Annotated in this window: 15 protein-coding genes; 8 read left to right on the top strand and 7 right to left on the bottom strand. The window is 63.9% G+C overall.

Annotated elements, in window-relative coordinates; translation table 11 throughout:
* On the top strand, positions 1-947 hold a 947-nt coding region (locus tag ACXJ7R_RS09010), incomplete at its 5' end, for a type II secretion system F family protein (protein WP_457151534.1).
* A gap of 9 nt (positions 948-956) precedes the next feature.
* Positions 957-1,979, top strand: a complete 1,023-nt coding sequence (locus tag ACXJ7R_RS09005) for a type II secretion system F family protein (RefSeq protein WP_457151533.1) — start codon at positions 957-959, stop codon at positions 1,977-1,979.
* Between the two features lie 173 nt (positions 1,980-2,152).
* Here ACXJ7R_RS09005 and ACXJ7R_RS09000 read toward each other — a convergent pair whose 3' ends face one another.
* Positions 2,153-2,974, bottom strand: a complete 822-nt coding sequence (locus tag ACXJ7R_RS09000; protein WP_457151535.1) for a tetratricopeptide repeat protein — start codon at positions 2,972-2,974, stop codon at positions 2,153-2,155.
* A 124-nt stretch (positions 2,975-3,098) separates the two neighbouring features.
* On the opposite strand from ACXJ7R_RS09000, the gene ACXJ7R_RS08995 reads away from it, so the two are divergent.
* The 5 genes from ACXJ7R_RS08995 (at position 3,099) to pdeM (ending at position 9,158) form a co-directional block, all read left to right on the top strand.
* The gene (locus ACXJ7R_RS08995) at positions 3,099-4,463 is read left to right on the top strand and encodes a leucyl aminopeptidase family protein (protein WP_457151532.1); all 1,365 of its coding nucleotides are present in this window, start codon (positions 3,099-3,101) and stop codon (positions 4,461-4,463) included.
* A gap of 72 nt (positions 4,464-4,535) precedes the next feature.
* Positions 4,536-4,886 carry a MarR family winged helix-turn-helix transcriptional regulator gene (locus ACXJ7R_RS08990; protein ID WP_056588405.1) on the top strand — a complete coding sequence of 117 codons (351 nt, stop codon included), beginning with the start codon at positions 4,536-4,538 and terminating at the stop codon, positions 4,884-4,886.
* A gap of 95 nt (positions 4,887-4,981) precedes the next feature.
* Positions 4,982-5,842 carry a C40 family peptidase gene (locus ACXJ7R_RS08985; protein ID WP_457151531.1) on the top strand — a complete coding sequence of 287 codons (861 nt, stop codon included), beginning with the start codon at positions 4,982-4,984 and terminating at the stop codon, positions 5,840-5,842.
* 66 nt (positions 5,843-5,908) lie between these two features.
* Entirely contained in the window at positions 5,909-8,428 is a 2,520-nt protein-coding gene (locus ACXJ7R_RS08980) for a ligase-associated DNA damage response DEXH box helicase (RefSeq protein WP_457151530.1), read from the top strand.
* Positions 8,429-8,441: 13 nt separating this feature from the next.
* Entirely contained in the window at positions 8,442-9,158 is a 717-nt protein-coding gene (gene pdeM, locus ACXJ7R_RS08975) for a ligase-associated DNA damage response endonuclease PdeM (RefSeq protein ID WP_457151529.1), read from the top strand.
* Positions 9,159-9,160: 2 nt separating this feature from the next.
* Here pdeM and ACXJ7R_RS08970 read toward each other — a convergent pair whose 3' ends face one another.
* From ACXJ7R_RS08970 to ACXJ7R_RS08960, 3 genes are read right to left on the bottom strand one after another with little or no spacing between them, the layout of a single operon-like run.
* Positions 9,161-10,096, bottom strand: coding sequence for a dimethyl sulfoxide reductase anchor subunit family protein (locus ACXJ7R_RS08970; protein ID WP_457151528.1), 936 nt, complete (start codon positions 10,094-10,096; stop codon positions 9,161-9,163).
* A gap of 5 nt (positions 10,097-10,101) precedes the next feature.
* Positions 10,102-10,836: a 4Fe-4S dicluster domain-containing protein gene (locus ACXJ7R_RS08965; RefSeq protein ID WP_457151527.1), complete on the bottom strand. Its 735-nt coding sequence runs from the start codon at positions 10,834-10,836 to the stop codon at positions 10,102-10,104.
* Entirely contained in the window at positions 10,833-13,763 is a 2,931-nt protein-coding gene (locus tag ACXJ7R_RS08960) for a molybdopterin oxidoreductase family protein (protein WP_457151526.1), read from the bottom strand. The genes ACXJ7R_RS08965 and ACXJ7R_RS08960 overlap by 4 nt, the downstream gene beginning before the upstream one ends.
* A 278-nt stretch (positions 13,764-14,041) precedes the next feature.
* Here ACXJ7R_RS08960 and ACXJ7R_RS08955 point away from each other — a divergent pair, with 278 nt between their 5' ends.
* A complete protein-coding gene (locus tag ACXJ7R_RS08955; protein WP_457151525.1) occupies positions 14,042-14,950 on the top strand; it encodes a LysR substrate-binding domain-containing protein in 909 nt (302 codons plus the stop codon).
* A gap of 10 nt (positions 14,951-14,960) precedes the next feature.
* Here ACXJ7R_RS08955 and ACXJ7R_RS08950 read toward each other — a convergent pair whose 3' ends face one another.
* The 3 genes from ACXJ7R_RS08950 to ACXJ7R_RS08940 form a co-directional block, all read right to left on the bottom strand.
* On the bottom strand, positions 14,961-16,217 hold the full coding sequence (locus ACXJ7R_RS08950; RefSeq protein ID WP_457151524.1) for an Hsp70 family protein: 1,257 nt from the start codon (positions 16,215-16,217) through the stop codon (positions 14,961-14,963).
* Between the two features lie 112 nt (positions 16,218-16,329).
* Positions 16,330-17,121: a TIGR02186 family protein gene (locus tag ACXJ7R_RS08945; RefSeq protein ID WP_457151523.1), complete on the bottom strand. Its 792-nt coding sequence runs from the start codon at positions 17,119-17,121 to the stop codon at positions 16,330-16,332.
* The coding region (locus ACXJ7R_RS08940; protein ID WP_457151522.1) for a sulfite exporter TauE/SafE family protein at positions 17,121-17,999 on the bottom strand (879 nt) is incomplete at its 5' end. The genes ACXJ7R_RS08945 and ACXJ7R_RS08940, both read right to left, overlap by 1 nt.

Below are 17,999 nucleotides of genomic sequence, written 5' to 3'. Positions count from 1 at the left end.
CCTATGCATTCCTGTTCACCCGGATCAGCAACGAGAAACAGGTCGGCAAGCGGCTTGAAACGATCAAGTCCGCCGAGACTGATCGCTCCGTCGTCAAGGCCTCGCGTGACCGCGCGGCGGAAGCCGTCAAGCGGCGCAAGTCGGTTCAGGATTCGCTGAACGAGCTCGACGCAAAGCAGAAAACCAACGACAGCAGGGTCAAGAAACCACCGCTGAAAGCCCAACTCCGTCAGGCTGGCCTGAAGATCACCGTCGAGCGCTTCTATATATACTCCGCCATATGCGGCCTCGCTTTGACGATGGTTGCCTTTGTGGCCGGAGCGCCGCGGCTCGTTCTGCCGGGCGTGCTGCTGGCCGGCGCACTCGGCCTGCCGCGCTGGTTCGTCTCGTTTCGTCGCGCCCGCCGCGTAAAGGCATTCCTCAACGAATTTCCAAACGCGCTCGATATCATCGTGCGTGCAGTCAAGTCCGGCCTGCCGCTGAACGACGCGGTGCGCCTGATAGCCAACGAATCTCCCGAACCGGTGAAGACCGAATTTCGTCGTATCGTCGATTCCCAGCAGATGGGCCTGTCGATCCCCGATGCGACCTTGCGCATGCCCGAAACCATGCCTTGCACGGAGGCGAGCTTCTTCGGCATCGTCATCCAGATTCAATCGCAGGCTGGCGGCAACCTATCCGAGGCGCTGGGCAATCTTTCGCGCGTGCTTCGCGATCGCAAGAAGATGAAAGCCAAGGTCCAGGCACTGTCGATGGAAGCGAAAGCGTCCGCCGCCATCATCGGTGCGCTGCCTTTCATCGTTGCGTTTCTCGTCTACCTGTCGAGCCCGAACTACCTGATRCCGCTGTTCGTCACCAACGTTGGACACCTGATCCTTGGGTGCTCGGCGGTCTGGATGTCGATCGGCATCTTTGTGATGCGCAAGATGATGAACTTCGAAGTCTAGGATGCTGGCATGACCGACCAAGTCATCAAATCCCTGACCGATCCGAGCTTCCTGATCGCGATGCTGGTCGCCATAGCGGTGTTTGCGACCGTTTTCACCTTGCTGCCGGCGTTTGGCGGAAACCAGCTCAAGTCACGCATGAAAACCGTCGCGCTGGAACGCGACGAACTGCGTGCCAAGCAGCGCGCCCGGCTTGCCGTCGAAGCGGATCGCCGTCGCAAGGGCCTGCGCGAGGAACAGTCGGTTGGTATGCGCAACATTGTCGACCGGCTGGATCTGAGGCGCGCGCTCGCCGATGAGGGCACATTGCAGAAACTCAAGGTCGCCGGCTTTCGCGGACAGAACCCGCTGACGCGGTTTCTTTTCTTCCGTCTCGTGCTTCCTTTTGTCGGCTTCGCGCTGGGCGCAATCTACACCTTCGTACTCGGAGGATTGCCCGACAAGCCATTGGTCATCAGGGTGTTCGTCTGCATCCTCGTTGCCTATGGCGGCTTCTACGCTCCGGTCGTCTACGTCAACAACCGCGCTACCAAGCGCAAGCAGTCGATCCAGATGGCGTGGCCGGATGCGCTCGATCTGATGCTGATCTGCGTCGAATCGGGCATGTCGGTGGAAGCGGCCCTGCGCAAGGTCGCCGACGAGATCGGCGCGCAATCGGTGGCGCTGGCGGAAGAATTCATCCTCACCAACGCCGAGCTTTCCTATCTGCAGGAGCGCAGGCAGGCCTACGAGAACCTGGCAAGCCGCACCGGCCTGGAATCGGTCAAGTCGGTGTCGCAGGCACTCGTCCAGGCCGAACGTTACGGCACGCCGGTGGCGCATGCACTGCGCGTGCTGGCCGCCGAAAGCCGCGACATGCGCATGAACGCGGCGGAGAAGAAGGCGGCGGCCTTGCCGCCGAAGCTCACCGTGCCGATGATCCTGTTCTTCCTGCCGGTGCTTTTCGCGATCATTCTGGGCCCCGCCGGCATTCAGGTCAGCCAGCGCGGCATCTTCGGCGATCGTTCGGCACCATCATCGACAGCGCAATAGAGGCGAGGCTCGTCCCGCATCAGAAATGAAGAAGCCGCGCTGAACGTAGCGCGGCTTCTTCATTTCAAGGTTGTCGCAGATTGTCGTCCATAGCATGTCGCACAAGAACGCAGCGGTATTGGGCCAACGACATGCATCAACAAAGACTTAAAGCGAGTTCGGCGCGACGAGATCTAGTTGGTCGCAGACTTTGGCTTGTCCTGGTCCTTGAGCTGGCTCCAGGCGTTCTGCTGGGCCAGCATCTGGCGCAGATAGGCGACGTTCGCCTGTGCCTGTTCGGGCGAGAGTTCCTGCGAGGCGATCTTCTCGGCTTCGTCGAAACGGCCCTGCAGGCCGACGACCAGCGCCAGGTTCTGGCGCACCCGGCTGTCTGCGTTCGGCTGCTGCGCGGCGGAGCGCATATAGGTTTCGGCGGTGCGCAGGTCACCTTCCAGCACGTAGGACATGCCGAGATTGGAGAGCACCGAAGGCTCGTTCGGCTTTAGTTCGAGAGCCTTGCGATAAAGCTGGCGCGCGTCGTCTTTCTGGCCGATCTGGTCGAGAATGGCCGCTTCGGCCGATACCAGCCTCCAGTCGGGATATTCCGGTGTCTGGGCGCGGCGCACGGCGTCCAGTGCGGCCTCGAACTGGCCATTGGCAGCCAGCGCCTTGCCATAGGAGGCGAGCACGTCGCGATCCTTCGGCAGGGCGATCGCCAGCTTGCGCATCACGGCGAGCGACTGGTCGGCGTCGCCATCCATCTGCAGCGCCGCCGCATAATTGGTGGCGATACGCTTGTCGGTGGGGTTCCTGGCGTAGGATTGGCCAAGTGCCGCCGTTGCAGTGTGCAGTTCCCCGCCCGACATGGCCTCCAGCGGTTTGCCGCTGTTGCGTCCGATCGAACCGGTGGTGAACTTGTCGGTTGCGCAACCGGCGACACTGGCCGCGAGCGCCAGCACGAGCGCCGTGGTGATGAACCGTTTTCCCGTGGCATTGATCGTGCGGTTGGTCGGCATCGGCACCGGGCCTCCATTCATACGCGGCCATTGCGTGGCCATCTTCCCTCCCGAAGAAATATTCTGTTAACCCTAACGGACGGTTAAGAATGGCGACTCAAGGGCGCCGCACGGAGAACATCGAATGCCTGTCGAACTCGTCGAAAAGAAACTGCCGGGCGCGCTGCCGGTCCATCTGGTCGCCAGGGATGGGCTGGAAGCAGCCGGTCTTGCACCTGCCGCGGTCGCCTGGGCCAGGGCAAACGGCTTTTCAGGCGAGGCAGGCAGGACGCTGGTCGTGCCCGGCGAAAAGGGAGCCCTCGGCGGCGCCTTATTCGGTATCGGCGATGGCGAGGGCGCACTCGCTCTTGGTGCGTTGTCGAAAGCCTTGCCGGAAGGCGATTGGCATTTCGCCTCCGCGCCGGCCGAGCCGGAGTTGGCGGCAACCGCACTGGTGCTCGGCGGCTATGCCTTTACCCGTTATGGCAAGAAACCCGGCAAGGCGCTGCGCTTCGTATTGCCGGCCGGCGTCGATGCCGGGCGCGTTCGCCGCATTGCCGATGGCGTCTTCCTGACACGCGATCTGGTCAACACGCCGACCAGCGACATGGGTCCGGAAGAATTGGAGAAGGCGGTGCGGAGCCTGGCCGCAGCGCACGAGGCCGAAATCTCGGTGGTGAAGGGCGACGATCTCCTCGATCGGAATTTCCCGATGATCCATGCCGTCGGTCGCGCGTCGACCGGCGCGCCGCGCCTGATCGACATGAGATGGGGGCAGCAAGGCGCGCCGAAGGTGACGCTGGTCGGCAAGGGCGTCTGTTTCGACACGGGCGGTCTCGACATCAAGCCGTCGTCCGGCATGCTGTTGATGAAGAAGGACATGGGCGGCGCGGCCAATGTGCTTGGTCTCGCCTCGATGATCATGGCCGCCGGCCTGAAGGTGCGTCTGCGCGTGCTCATTCCCGCGGTCGAGAATTCGATCGCCGGCAACGCCTTTCGGCCGGGCGACGTGCTGACGAGCCGCAAGGGCATCACCGTCGAGATCGGCAACACGGACGCGGAGGGGCGGCTGGTGCTGGCCGATGCACTGGCCTTGGCCGACGAGGAGGAACCGCAGCTTCTGGTCGATATGGCGACGCTGACCGGGGCAGCCCGTGTCGCGCTCGGTCCCGACCTGCCGCCCTTCTATACCGGCGACGAAGCACTGGCGTCCGACCTAGTGGCGGCTTCCGTCGCGGCCGAGGATCCGTTGTGGCGCATGCCGTTGTGGCGGCCTTACGATGCAAAACTGTCGTCGAAGATCGCCGACATCAACAACGTCACCACCGACGGTTTCGCCGGCTCGATCACGGCGGCACTCTTCCTCAAGCGCTTTGTCGAAAAGACCGCCGGCTGGGCGCATTTCGACATCTTCGCCTGGAACCCCGCCGACCGTGCGCATGGCCCCGCGGGCGGCGAGGCGCAAGGCATTCGCGCGCTGGAGCGGATCATCTCGAAACGCTTTGGCTGATAGCGACAAGCAGAGCCGGCAAATTGCAGAAACTGAAACGGAACCGAAACAATTTGCCGTCATGCTGCTCGGATGTCGATTGCCATGCGCCCGAGCCAGGCCTTGCGACTGTGGCAGCAAGTGATGCTGTCGCAGGTGCGCGACGACGCGCCGGACCTGACCATGCGCCAGACGGCGATCCTGTTCACCATCTATCTCGATCCGCCGCCGCACACGGTGCGCGGGCTCGCCGCCCGCCTCAATGTCACCAAGCCGGTGATCACCCGCGCGCTCGACACGATGGGTGCGTTGAAGCTCGTGTCGCGCCATCGCGACGAGCTCGACAAGCGCAATGTGCTGATCAGGCGCACGGTCGAGGGCGCGCTCTTTGTCGAGCGCTTCGGCGATGGTATCATTGCCAAGGCCCACGAATTGCCCATCTAAAGCACGATCCCGAACCGCAGGTCAGCGCAGCAAGAAGCGGGAACCAGTTTTTCGGACAAGATCATGCGTCAACATAATAAAGCAGAGTTGCTGATTTGACCGCCAGGGATGCCCGCCTTCACGCTTTCCGTTCCGACCTTGCCGATGCGCGGCTGAAGGGCGAGGTCGCCGCCGACCGCTTCGTCGCCGGCCGGCCGGCGCGGATCACCGCGTCCGTGGCCGATGTGCGCAAAGCGCCGCGGCCGGATGCCGGCGTCAACACCCAAGCCCTGTTCGGCGATGATGTCCTCGTCTTCGAGGTCGCCGAAGGCTGGGCCTGGATCCAGGCCGAGCGCGATGGTTATGTCGGTTACGTCGCCGATACCATGCTGGGCGGGCGGGATCAGGCGGCGACCCATATCGTGTCGGTGCCGCGCACTTTCCTTTACCCCGCGCCGGATCTGCGGTTTCCGATCGCCGGACAATTGTCGATGGGATCGACGGTTGCGGTGACGGGTGCAGCCGAAACGCGCGGCACGCACTATGCCGTCCTGCCTTCCGGCGAGGCGATCATCGCCGGCCATCTGCGGCCTGTCGGTGATGCGGCCGCCGACTATGTTGCGGTGGCCGAGATGTTTCTCGGCACACCTTATCTGTGGGGCGGCGCTTCGGGTTTCGGCATCGACTGTTCGGGCCTTGTGCAACTGGCGATGCGCATGACCGGAAGCGACGTGCTGCGCGATTCCGACATGCAAGCGGCGACTCTCGGCGAGCCGCTCGATCCTGGCCCGGATTACACCGGGTTGCGGCGCGGCGACCTCGTCTTCTGGAAAGGCCATGTCGCCGTCATGACCGACGCCGATACCATGATCCATGCCAATGGCCACACCATGCTGGTGTCGCGCGAAGGGCTGAAGSRGGCGATCGCCCGCATCGGCTATCTCTATGGCGGCCCGACCGGGTTTCGGCGGCCTTAAGGCCTTCGATCCCCTTTTGTTCCGATTTTTCTTGGCGATTGCCCACCTTCGCGCTACCTCTGGCGCGTGACAGAGCAGCCTCGCCTTGCCGAACAGAATGCCACCGTGGCCCTGCCCGAACCATTCATCAGGTGGTTCGGCGAGAAAGGCTGGTCGCCGCGTGCCCACCAGATCGAATTGCTGGCAAGGGCCCAGAGCGGGCAATCGGTGCTGTTGATCGCCCCTACCGGGGCCGGGAAGACGTTGGCCGGGTTCCTGCCTTCGCTGACCGAGTTGGCCAACCGGCCAAGGCGAAAACCGGGGCAGGCGCATCGCGGCATCCATACCCTCTACATCTCGCCGCTGAAGGCGCTGGCGGTCGACATCGAGCGCAATCTCGGCAAGCCGGTCGAAGAGATCGGCCTGCCTGTAACCATCGAGACGCGCACCGGCGACACGCCGTCGCACAAGCGTCAGCGCCAGAAACTGGTGCCGCCCGACATTCTGCTCACCACGCCCGAGCAACTGGCGCTGCTGATCGCGGCGCCCGATGCCCGTCGCTTCTTCGAGGATCTGCGCTATGTCGTGCTCGACGAGCTGCACTCGCTGGTGACGTCGAAGCGCGGGCATCTGCTGGCGCTCGGCCTGGCGCGGCTGCGCAGCTACGTGCCTGGCCTGCAGACGATAGGCTTGTCGGCTACGGTCGCCGAGCCCGACGAATTGCGGCGTTGGCTGGTCGGCCAGAATCCGCCAGGCGCCATGGCCGGCCTGATCACCGTGGCCGGCGGAGCCAAGCCCGACATCTCCATTCTCGACTCCGAGCAGCATGTGCCGTGGTCCGGCCATTCGGCCCGATACGCTATTCCTGAAATCTACGAGGCGATCAAAAGGCATCGCACGACGCTGCTGTTCGTCAACACCCGCAGCCAGGCCGAATTGCTGTTCCAGGAACTGTGGCGGGCCAATGAGGACTCGCTGCCGATTGCCTTGCATCACGGTTCGCTCGATGTCGGCCAGCGTCGGCGGGTCGAGAAGGCGATGGGCGAGAATGCGCTGCGCGCCATCGTCGCGACGTCGACGCTCGATCTCGGCATCGACTGGGGCGATGTCGACCTGGTCGTGCATGTCGGCGCGCCGAAGGGCGCGAGCCGCCTGGCGCAGCGCATCGGCCGCGCCAACCACCGCATGGACGAGCCGTCCAAGGCGATCCTTATTCCGGCCAACCGTTTCGAGGTGCTGGAATGCCGTGCCGCACTCGACGCCAACTATCTCGGCGCGCAGGACACGCCGCCGCTGATCACCGGCGCGCTCGACGTGCTGTCGCAGCACGTGCTGGGCGTCGCCTGCGGCGCGCCCTTCGATGCCGACCATTTGTTCGAAGAAGTGCGCCGCGCCGCGCCCTATGCCGGGCTGGCACGCGAGACCTTCGACCGTGTCGTCGATTTCGTCGCCACCGGCGGCTACGCGCTGAAGAACTACGAGCGCTACGCGCGCATTCGAAAGACGGTCGGCGGGCTGTGGCGCGTCTCGCATCCGCGTGTCGCCCAGCAATACCGTCTGAATGTCGGCACCATCGTCGAAATGCCGGAACTCAATGTCCGCTATGTCAGGCAGGGCCGTGGCATGGCTGGACGCGGCGGGCCGGTGCTGGGCAAGATCGAGGAGTATTTCGCCGAGACGCTACGCCCCGGCGACAATTTCCTGTTTGCCGGCAAGGTGCTGCGCTTCGAGGGCATCCGCGAGAACGAATGCGTCGTCTCCAACAGCGCCGGCGCCAACATCATCGTGCCGTCCTATGCCGGCGGCAAGTTTCCGCTCTCGACCTATCTCGCCGATCAGGTGCGCGGCATGCTGGCCGACAGCAACCGCTGGCAGGCGCTGCCCGAGCAGGTCGCCGACTGGCTGCGGCTGCAGAAGGAAAAGTCGGTGCTGCCGAAGCGCGGCGACCTTCTGGTCGAGACCTTTCCGCGCGGCAACCGCCACTACATGGTCGCCTATCCCTTCGAAGGCAGGCTGGCGCACCAGACGCTCGGCATGCTTTTGACGCGGCGGTTGGAGCGTGCCAACGCCCGCCCTCTCGGCTTCGTCGCCACCGACTATTCGCTGGCCGTCTGGGCGCTGGACGACATGGCGGCGCTGTTCAAGGCCAAGAAGCCGTCATTGGCCGCCCTGTTCGACGAAGACATGCTCGGCGACGACCTCGAGGCCTGGCTGAACGACAGTTGGATGCTGAAGCGGACGTTTCGCACCTGCGCGGTCATCGCCGGACTGATCGAGAAGCGTTTTCCCGGGCAAGAGAAGAGCGGCCGCCAGGTGACGGTGTCGGCCGACCTGATCTACGATGTGCTGCGCAGCCACGAGCCGGACCACATCCTGCTGCAGGCGACGCGCATCGATGCATCGGCGGGACTGCTCGATGTCAGCAGACTTGCCGAGATGCTCTCGCGTGTCCGCGGTCGAATCATGCATAAGCATCTTGAGCAGATATCGCCGCTGGCCGTGCCGATCATGCTGGAGATCGGCAAGGAATTGGTGAATGGCGGCGCCAACGAGTCCCTGCTCATGGAAGCCGCCGATCTGGTCGAGGAGGCGATGGGCCAAAGATGAGACTGATTTCGAGATGAATTTTTCACTGGCGCGCACGTCGCTGATCGCCGAGGCCGACCTTGTCGGCATCGCCGGCGAGCGTGCGGTCTGCGACCGGCGCGGCGTGCTTTATTTTCCGGATCTGCGGCTTCTGGCCGTTTCCGACCTGCATCTCGAAAAGGGTTCGTCGCTGGCGCGGCGCGGCGCGCTGATCCCGCCTTACGACACCGGCGCGACGTTGCTGAGACTGCAGGCCGTGATCGCTGACTACCAGCCATCCATCGTCATCAGCCTGGGCGACAGCTTCCACGATGGCGGCGGCGCCGAGCGCATGCATGCGAGCTTCCGCGAACGGCTGGAAGCGCTGATATCAGGCCGCGACTGGTTCTGGGTTGCCGGCAATCACGATCCGGAAGCGCCCGCCGACCTACCCGGCGAGACGGTGCGCGAACTTGCCATAGGCTCGCTGTTGTTCCGGCATGAGCCATCGAAGGAACGTGTCGAAGGCGAGATAGCGGGTCATCTGCATCCGTGCGCGCGCATCGTGCAGCGTGGGCGTTCGGTGCGGCGGCGCTGCTTTGCCGGCGATGGCGGCCGCATGATCATGCCGGCCTTCGGCGCCTATACCGGTTCGCTCAACGTGCTCGATCGCGCCTATGCCGGACTGTTTCGGCTGGACACGCTGATGGCCTATATGCTCGGCGCCGAGCGCATTTTTGCGATTTCACGCTCGATGCTCAGGCCGGGCTGAGGTCAGCGTCCGTAGTAGAGTGTTACCGTGTGCTTTGCCTCGGCGAAGAACAGCCAGCGTTCGACCAGCATGCCGGCGAACTGGACGCCGGCCGCGAGCAGCGACAGCAGCGCCGCGAAGGGCCACGGCGAGGCAAATACGGCGGCCAGCAACAGGATGGGCAAAGCGAAGGCCAGAACCTGGGTGATCTGGCGCAGGCGTGCGCTGTGCTTGCGCGCGATGCGGAACCCCATCTCCTTGAGCAGATAATTCTCTTCGGTATGCGGCCATTCCAGCGATCGTACCGTGCCGCCGGCGAGCCCCGTCGCGGTGTTGGCATTGGTTGGGATTTCCAGCCGGTCGTTGTAGCGCCAGGTTGCCAGCTTCCAGCCCCAGCCGAGCAGACTGAACAACACCGAGGCCGCCAGAAGGGTCTTCGAGCCGAGAGCAAATCCCTGCAGCAGCGCGTTCAACAGCACGCTGCCGGTCATCGCCGAAAAAATGAGGTAGCCGGGCAGCGTGAAGCGGCTGTGCCACTGGGCGATCGGCTTCAGCGACGCATAGATCATGCCGGTGGTACAGACGGTGACGACCGCACCACAGGCCGCCAGCAATCCGGCCACGGTCACCCAGCCGCCGCTGCGGCCGAAAAACACCCAGCCGATGCCGAACAGGCCCGCCGGAACGAAGGTGATGACAGAGGCAACGCCTTCGCGCGACAGCCATGAGCTGCGCCATTGCGAGAACGCCCGCCAGGCGCGTTCGGGTCTGCCGAGATGACCTGTCGAGGACAGCAGCCCGGCCATGATCAGGCCGAGCCCCAGGCCCATGCCGATGAGGCCCAGCCAGAAATCGGGCGGGATGATCTGGAAGCCTCCGAGCACCCCAAGCAGCGCCAGCAGCCCATAGCCGGCGCCGGTCGCGGTGGTGAAGAAGACGACGGAGGAGGCTGGATGCATGGATGTCAGTTCGAAAGCATGCGGTCGACCCAGCCCAGGAAGCCCCCTTCGGCCCGCACCGCTTCGAGTGCCGGTGCGGCCACCGATGYGGCGCGCTTGGTGTGGGCGCGTGGCGGCAAATATTTGTTGGTCGGGTGATAGCCGAGTTCCGGCATCAGGTCGACGCCGCCACGCTCCGCCACCAGTTGCGAGACAGCCGACGCGGGATCGCCGAGATCGCCGAAATGCCGGGCGCTGGTCGGGCAAGCGGCGACGCAGGCCGGCACGCGGTCTTCCTCGGCCAGATTGTCATTGTAGATGCGGTCGACGCACAGCGTGCACTTCTTCATCACGCCGACATCACGATCGAATTCGCGCGCCCCATAAGGGCAGGCCCAACTGCACAATTTGCAGCCGATGCACTTGTCCTCGTCGATCAGCACGATGCCGTCCGAGGCCCGCTTGTAGGAGGCGCCGGTCGGGCAGACCGTGACGCAGGCCGGCGTCTCGCAATGCAGGCAGGAGCGCGGGAAGTTCACGGTCCGCCCGCCCATGTCGGTGGTGTGTTCGTAGCTGTGGACGCGGTTGAACCAGACGCCGTCGACATGGCCGCCATAGGGGTCGATGTCGGTCAGCGGCGCCATGTGGCCGCCGGTGTTCCATTCCTTGCAGGCCGTGACGCAGGCCTGGCAGCCGACGCAGGTGTCGAGATCGATGACGAGGCCGAGCTTCTTGCCGCTTTGACTTGGCAGACAGGTCATTCGGCCGCCTCCCTTGCCCGGCGGAACTCAGCGCCGAAGGTCAGTCTGTCGGGGGAGGGTTCGAAGCCAGGCGGTTGTTGGAAACGTTCGAATTGCGGCTCGGTGAAGCCGGCTTCCTCGGCCGCACATTTGACGATGCGCACGCGCAGGTCGAACCACGCCGCCTGACCGGTCACCGGATCGGAGTTCGAATAGCGTTTGCCGTTGGCGTCTGCCGAAGTCTGGTCGCCGATGATGTGGTTGAGCAGGAAGCCGCGATTGGATTCGGCGGCGTCATCCTTTAGCCCCCAACTGCCGCGCCGCTTGCCGATCGCGTTCCAGGTCCAGACCGTGGTTTCGTTCACCCCGTCGACCAGCTTGATCTGTCCCTTGACCTTGCCGTTGATGCTTTCGATCCACACCCAGTCGTCATCGACAAGGCCGAGACCAGCGGCGGTCCGGTGATGCACGAACAGCCGGTTCTGGCTGGTGATTTGTCTCAGCCACGCGTTTTGCGAACCCCAGGAATGATACATGTGCATCGGCCGCTGCGTCAGAGCATGCAGCGGATAGTCTTGCAAATCGACGGCCGCTTCCTCGAAGGGCATATACCAGAACGGCAGCGGGTCCATATAGGTCTCGATGCGCTGGCGGTCGCCCTCTGGCGGCACCACGCGGCCATGGCCGCGTGCAGCCAGCCTGAAGCGCTGCAGAGGCTCGCAATAGAGCTGAAAGACGACCGGCTCAGCCTTGGGGATGAAACCCATCTGCACCGCGAAGTCGAGATAGGAGCGGTTGGCCATCTTGTAGTAGCGTTGGTCCTCGGCGAAATCGTGGTGCCAGAAGCCGCCATTGTCGATGTAGYGCTGCAATTGGTCCGGATTGGCCTCGCCCTTGCCAAACGAGGCTCCATCCTTGCCGCGCCAGCCGGCAAGCGGGCCGATGCCGGGCGTCCGCTCATGGTTGACGATGTAATCGGCATAGTCGCGGTATCTGGCCGAGCCATCGTCCTTGACGAAGCACGGCAGGCCAAGCCGCGCGCCGAGTTCGATCAGCACCGACTGGAACGGCCTGACATCGCGATCCGGCTCGACGACGGGATGGCGGATGGCGTCGCCCGGTCCGTCGGCATGGCTGATCGGCCGGTCGAGCAGGCTGATGCAGTCGTGACGTTCGAGATAGGTTGTGTCCGGCAGCACGAGATCGGCGAACGGCACCGTCTCGGAATAGTAGGCGTCGGAATAGATGATGAAGGGGATCCTGTAATTGCCCGCTTCGCCGCTGTCAGTCAGCATCGCTATGGTCTCGACGGTGTTCATCGAGGAATTCCAGGCCATGTTCGACATGTACATCATCAACGTGTCGATCGGGTACGGATCGCCGGCCCATGCGTTGCGGATAACGGTGTGCATGAGGCCATGTGCCGCCAGCGGTGCATCCCAGGAATAGGCCTTGTCGATGCGAACAGGCATGCCGGCCTCGTCGACCAAAAGGTCGTCCGGCCCGCAGACGAAGCCGAGCGGCATGCCGTCGAGCGGCGTCATCGGCTTGACGGTCTTGCCTAAAGGCTTTGGGCCCGGCGGCGCCGATCTCGGGTAGGGCGGCTTGAAGCGGAAGCCGCCGGGGACATCCACGGTGCCGAGCAGCACCTGCAAGAGATGGATGGCGCGGCAGGTGTGAAAGCCGTTCGAATGGGCGGAGATGCCGCGCATGGCATGCATCGACACTGGCCGCCCCTTGATCGTCTCGTGCCGGCGCCCGGCCCAGTCGGTCCAGGCGATCGGCAATTCGATCGTCTGTTCGAAGGCGACATGCGCGAGTTCGGCGGCGATCCTGCGGATCGTGTCGGCGGGAATGCCGCAGCGCTCTGCCACCGCGTCGGGTGCGTAGCTCTCATCGAGATAGCGGTCGGCGATGAGCTGGAACACCGGCACGCAGCGGCGACCGTCGACGGTGAAGCTGCCCGTCAGTGCAGGCTTGGCCTCGGTATCGGTGGCGCTGACCGGTCTCTTCGCAACCCTGTCCCAGGCCAGCGGATTGCCGCCGGCGTCACGCACGAACAGACCGTCATCCGCCGCGCCCGGCTCCTGGATGACGAGCAAATGCGCATTGGTGTACCGCAGGAGATAGTCGAGATCGACGCGCCCGGCCTTCAGCAATTCGTGGATGAGGGCGAACACGAACAGGCCATCGGTGCCGGGCCGGATGCCGATCCAGTCGTCGGCAATGGCGTTGTAGCCTGTCCGGCACGGATTGATCGAAACCACCTTGGCACCGCGCGCCTTGATCTTGCCGAGGCCGATCTTGATCGGGTTGGAATCGTGGTCCTCGGCGACGCCGAACAGCATGAAGTATCTGGTGTTGTCCCAGTCGGGTTCGCCGAACTCCCAGAACGACCCGCCGATCGTATAGAGGCCGCCGGCCGCCATGTTGACCGAACAGAAGCCGCCATGGGCGGCGAAGTTCGGTGTGCCGAACTGGCTTGCCCACCAGCCGGTGAGCGACTGCGACTGGTCGCGGCCCGTGAAGAAGGCGAGTTTTTTCGGATCAGTCCGGCGAATGGCCGAGAGCCGCTCGGTCGCGATCGAAAACGCTTCTTCCCACTCGATCTCGCGGAATTCTCCTGAGCCGCGCGGACCGGTCCGCAACAGCGGCTTCTTCAGCCGGGCCGGGCTGTAGTGCTGCATGATGCCGGAACTGCCCTTGCCGCAGATCACGCCGCGATTGACCGGATGGTCCTTGTTGCCGTTGATGTAGCGGACCTTGCCGCCCTTGATGTGCACGTCGATGCCGCAGCGGCAGGCGCACATGTAGCAGGTCGTCTTGGCGATGCTGTCGGAAATGCTTGGCGAAGTGTCGACGCCGTCGCCTTCATCGGGCGCTCTGGTGTCGACAAGCGGCCGTTGCGATGGTGCCGAATTTGCGCCGCGCGGCGATCGGTGCATCATGATCCGCTGGTGCCCGCACGGCCGGCGGACTTGGCTCGAGTCTTCGGCCCGGGGCCGCGCATATAGTGCTCTTCCGGGTGGTATCGGTCACCGGCCAACCGCCGCCGGATACCGCGGGTCCAATGGGCAAGCAGGGATCTGAACCGCCCGATCATTTTGTTCTCTGCGATTCGATGGCGAATTTTTTCTAACTTCACTCGAAAACGTAGAATAAAGGTATCGATCTGTCTAATCAGTTGTTCTTGTAAATTCGATCGATATTGGTTCTTAATGCGCCCATGACCCTGGACCAATTGCGGATTTTCGTCGCCGTTGCCGAGCGTGGCCACATGACCAAGGCGGCTGAGCTGCTTGGCATTTCCCAATCGGCCGCGTCTGCCGCTATTCGCGCGCTTGAAGAGCAGCATGGCGTCCATCTGTTCAACCGGGTCGGCCGCAACATCGAGCTCGCCCAGACCGGGCACCGCTTCCTGCCGGAAGCCAAGGCCGTGCTGGAGCGGGCAGCCGCTGCGCGCAACGTGCTGGAGCATGTCTCGCAGACGGTCACTGGCAGCCTCTCGATCGCCGCCAGCCAGACCATCGCCAGCTATTGGCTGCCGCGCCGGCTGGCTTCCTTCCACGAGGCCTATCCCGCCGTCAGGTTGAGCGTCACCATCGGCAACACCAGGCAGGTCGAGGCCAATGTCCTCGATGGTGCCGCGGATCTCGGTCTGGTCGAGGGGCGGACGGAATCCGACATCCTGCGCCGCGCCAAGGTCGACGTCGACAGGTTGATGCTGGTCGTCGCCAGCGCCCACCCCGAGATCGCCGAAGTCTCGCAAGGCCGGCCCGACATCAAGGGCCTGCGCTGGATCATCCGCGAGGGTGGTTCGGGCACGCGCGAAGTGCTGGAGGATCTGGCCCGCCGCGAAGGAATTTCGCTCGCCGACCTGCAGATATTCCTGGTGCTGCCGAGCAACGAGGCCATCCGCCAGGCGGTCGAGGCGGGTGCCGGCGCCACCATCATTTCCGAACTCGTCGTCGGCGGCGCGATTGCCGAAGGCAGTTTGCGCGCGGTGCCTATTGACCTGCCGAAGCGCGACTTCGCCATCATCACCCACCGCGACCGGCAGGCGAGCCTTGCCCAGATGGCGCTCAAGGTGCATCTCAGCGCCAGTGCTGATGAAGCGGTGCCCGCCCGCCCGTGAGTGGGCCGTGTCAGCCAAACTTTCGCTGGGCGTCGAGCGCCAGGCCAAGCCCGACCGAGCCGAACATGTCGCCGTCGATGACGGATGCCTGCGGCACCAAGGAGAGAATCTCTCGTCTTGCCAGCGGGATTGCGGTCGACCCGCCGGTCAGGAACACCGCGGTGATGTCGGATGGCTTGACCTGGGCGTCGCGGATGGTCTGCCCGACCGTTGCGGTGACCCGCTCGATGTCCCTTGCAATCGTGGCGTCCAGCCCGGTGCGCGTGATTTCGGCGGCGAACGCCGCCCCCGGCAGCTTCACCGCCACCTGAGCCGATGATCTGTCGGTCAGCTCGATCTTGGCCTTTTCGACAAGGGCCGCCAGCGCATGTCCATAGCGATGCTCGACAATGTGGATGAAGCGGTCGACCAGGTCGGCGCGCTCGGCCTCGTAGCGGATCTGGCGCAGATGCGTCATTGCCTTGGCGGTGTAGACCAGGTTGATGCGCTGCCATGTCGCGAGATCGATGAAGTAGCTGGCCGGCAGATTGCGCTTGCCGTCCTTGGTCGGGGTCAGATAGCCGAGCTGCGGCATCACATGGGCGATGCTCAACAGCCGGTCGAAATCCGTGCCGCCGATATGGATGCCGCGGCTGGCCAGGATGTCGTCCTTGCGGTCGAGCGAGCGCGAGCGCTGCGGTGAGACGCGCACGATCGAAAAGTCCGAGGTGCCGCCGCCCATGTCGACGATCAGCGCCAGTTCCTCGCGCGTCACCTTCTGCTCATAGTCGAGCGCCGCCGCGATCGGCTCGAACTGGAAAGCGATGTGTTTGAAGCCCTGGGCGCGCGCGGCCTTCTCAAGTTCGCCCTGGGCGTTTGTATCGGCCTCGGGGTCGTCGTCGACGAATTGCACCGGGCGGCCGAGCACCACCGTTTCGACCACGCCGCCGGCATCTTCCTCCAGTTTTTTGCGGAGGTGGCCGAGGAACAGGCCGACGATCTCCATGAAGCCGATCGAGCGGGACTTGATGCGGGTCTTCTCGTGGGCAAGCGAACTGCCGAGCACGCTCTTCAGCGAGCGCATCAGCCGSCCTTCGATGCTGTCGGTGTAGTTGGCAATGGCGTGGCGTCCGAAACAGGTGCGGTTGTCCTCGAAGTTGAAGAACACGGCACTGGGCAGCGTGACCTGCCCATCTTCAAGTGCGACGAGGCGCGGCTGCCCGTTGCGGACCACGCCAACGGTGGAGTTTGAAGTGCCAAAGTCGATACCGCCGAATGCTGGTCGCATGGCAAGTTTCCTGATTTTGTCTTTGGGGAGCGGCAACTCGTGTCCGGTCGGGCCGGGGGCGTGCTCTAACGCATGACGCCGGAAAGGGAAACCCTTTTTGGAAATCCGGCGCCTAATCCTTTCGGAAGATCACCCTACCGAGCCAGCCCGTCAGCATGGCCAGCGATATCGCGAAGACGCCGTAGAGGAAGGAATAATTGTGCGCGACACGGAAGATCGACTGCTCGAAACCGGATTTGCGGATTTCGAGCTGGGCCGAGCTTTCCTTGATGAACACGCCGCTCTTGAACAGGAAGGCGCGTGCCTTGTGGGTGCCGACCGGAACATTCGGTGCCAGCCTTACGGTGGCGCGGAACAGGTTCTGCGACAGGAACTGCACGCCGCCGACATTCTCGCTGTAGAGGCCGGTCGCTGTTTTGCGGCTGCGCAGCGCCGCGGTGAATTCCTCGATGGTCGCCGGGTTGTCGCCAGCGTCGGCCGGCTGCATGTAGAGGTTGGATGCGCCGAGCGACAGCTGCTTGTAGCTGTTCGGTTCGGTGATGTCCTGGAGCGGCCGCGTCGTCGCCACTGAATAGGACATCGGCACATTCTCGAAGGTTTCGGACTCCAGATTGACCCAGACGCCGAGCACCCGGTCCTTGCGGCGCACCACGACCGGGCGCGGCGGACCCTCGAGCACGACGATGACATCGTATCTGCCTTGACGGGCAACCAGCGGGTCGGGATTTTCCAGCGAGCCGAAAATGGTCAGGTCGGCGCCGGAAAAGCCGGCGGTGATGGAAACATTGTCGGTGGAGAGGCCGATCTGGATGCCTTCTACCGGTGGTGTCTGTGCCTTGACCGGAACGACGGCCGCGAGCAACGACAGGACAATGGCGGTTGCGAACGCTTTAGGGCCCCTCATCAGTTGAGGCCCGTGGCGGTCAGCGAGTAGAGATTGGGCGGGGTTACGAAGAGGTCGATGGCGAGGCGGATCGCCACCGCCAGCACCAGCAGTGCCAGCAAGGCTCTGAGCTGCTCGCCGCGCAGCCTCTGTCCGGCCTTGGCGCCATATTGCGCGCCGGCAACGCCGCCCGCCATCAACAGGAAGGCCAGCACGACGTCGACCGTCTGGTTGGTGGTGGCATGGACCAGCGTCGTGTAGGCGGAGGTGAAGATGATCTGGAACAGCGAAGTGCCGATGACGACATTGGTCGGCACTTTCAGCAGATAGATCAGCGCCGGCACCATGATGAAGCCGCCGCCGACGCCCATGATCGACGACAGGAAGCCGATGCCGGCGCCAAGACCCAGCACCGGGATGACGCTGACGAACAGTTTCGAGGCCCTGAACCGCATCTTCAGCGGCAAGCGGTGGATCCAGTTGTGCTGGCCGGATTTTTTCAGCACCGGTGCCGCACCGCTGCGCGTCGCGCGCAGCGCATTGACGCTTTCGACCAGCATCAGCCCGCCGACCGTGCCGAGCAGCACGACATAAAGCAGCGAGATGAACAGGTCGAGCTGGCCGAGCCTGCGCAGGAAGGCGAAGACGAAGATACCACCGGTGGAGCCGACGATACCCCCGGCCAGCAGCACGCCGCCGAGCTTGAAGTCGAGCGTACCTCGCTTCATGTGCGAAAGGACGCCGGAGAAGGAGGAGGCGATGACCTGGTTGGCGCCGGTGGCGACGGCGATCGCCGGGGGGATGTTGTAGAAGATCAGCAGCGGCGTGATGAGGAAGCCACCGCCGACGCCAAACATGCCCGACAGGAAGCCCACTGCCGCACCCATGGCCAGCAGTAC

The sequence above is a fragment of the Mesorhizobium sp. P5_C1 genome (genome assembly GCF_054049815.1).
This window is presented reverse-complemented; position numbering and strand designations above follow the sequence as displayed.

Excerpts from the sequence above, each read along its gene's own strand:
- ACXJ7R_RS08955 (WP_457151525.1), top strand. The coding sequence starts at position 14,042 with ATGACCCTGGACCAATTGCGGATTTTCGTCGCCGTTGCCGAGCGTGGC.
- ACXJ7R_RS09000 (WP_457151535.1), bottom strand. The coding sequence starts at position 2,974 with ATGCCGACCAACCGCACGATCAATGCCACGGGAAAACGGTTCATCACC.
- ACXJ7R_RS08970 (WP_457151528.1), bottom strand. The coding sequence starts at position 10,096 with ATGCATCCAGCCTCCTCCGTCGTCTTCTTCACCACCGCGACCGGCGCC.
- ACXJ7R_RS08990 (WP_056588405.1), top strand. The coding sequence starts at position 4,536 with ATGTCGATTGCCATGCGCCCGAGCCAGGCCTTGCGACTGTGGCAGCAA.
- ACXJ7R_RS08995 (WP_457151532.1), top strand. The coding sequence starts at position 3,099 with ATGCCTGTCGAACTCGTCGAAAAGAAACTGCCGGGCGCGCTGCCGGTC.
- pdeM (WP_457151529.1), top strand. The coding sequence starts at position 8,442 with ATGAATTTTTCACTGGCGCGCACGTCGCTGATCGCCGAGGCCGACCTT.
- ACXJ7R_RS08945 (WP_457151523.1), bottom strand. The coding sequence starts at position 17,121 with ATGAGGGGCCCTAAAGCGTTCGCAACCGCCATTGTCCTGTCGTTGCTC.
- ACXJ7R_RS09005 (WP_457151533.1), top strand. The coding sequence starts at position 957 with ATGACCGACCAAGTCATCAAATCCCTGACCGATCCGAGCTTCCTGATC.